We start from the raw sequence: 312 nt of genomic DNA, 5'->3' as shown, positions 1-312 counted from the left end.
GCCGTGCCCGCGGCCGTCCCGGCGTCCGTCCCCGCGGCCGCGCCCGCGTCGGTACCCGCGGTGGTCCCGGCGTCGGTACCGGTGCTGGTACCCGCGTCCGTGCCCGTGCTCGTCCCGGCGTCGGTACCGGTGCTGGTACCCGCGTCCGTGCCCGTGCTCGTCCCGGCGTCCGTACCGGTGCTGGTACCCCCGTCCGTGCCCTCGGTGGTGCCGGGGGACGAGGGCGGGTCGTCGGACGGCGTCGGGGCGTCGGTCTTGGGCGTCGAGGGCGTGTCACGCGACGGCGGACGGTTCCAGTCGCCGTTGCCGCCG

General features: G+C 78.2%; 1 pseudogene. It reads right to left on the bottom strand.

Annotation, left to right across the window (positions count from 1 at the left end):
• Positions 1 to 312, bottom strand: a pseudogene (locus PUR26_RS02035) (serine/threonine protein kinase); the annotation flags it as partial.

Origin of the sequence: Streptomyces sp. SP18CS02 (assembly GCF_036322365.1) — a bacterium.
GTDB lineage: Bacteria > Actinomycetota > Actinomycetes > Streptomycetales > Streptomycetaceae > Streptomyces.
This window is presented reverse-complemented; position numbering and strand designations above follow the sequence as displayed.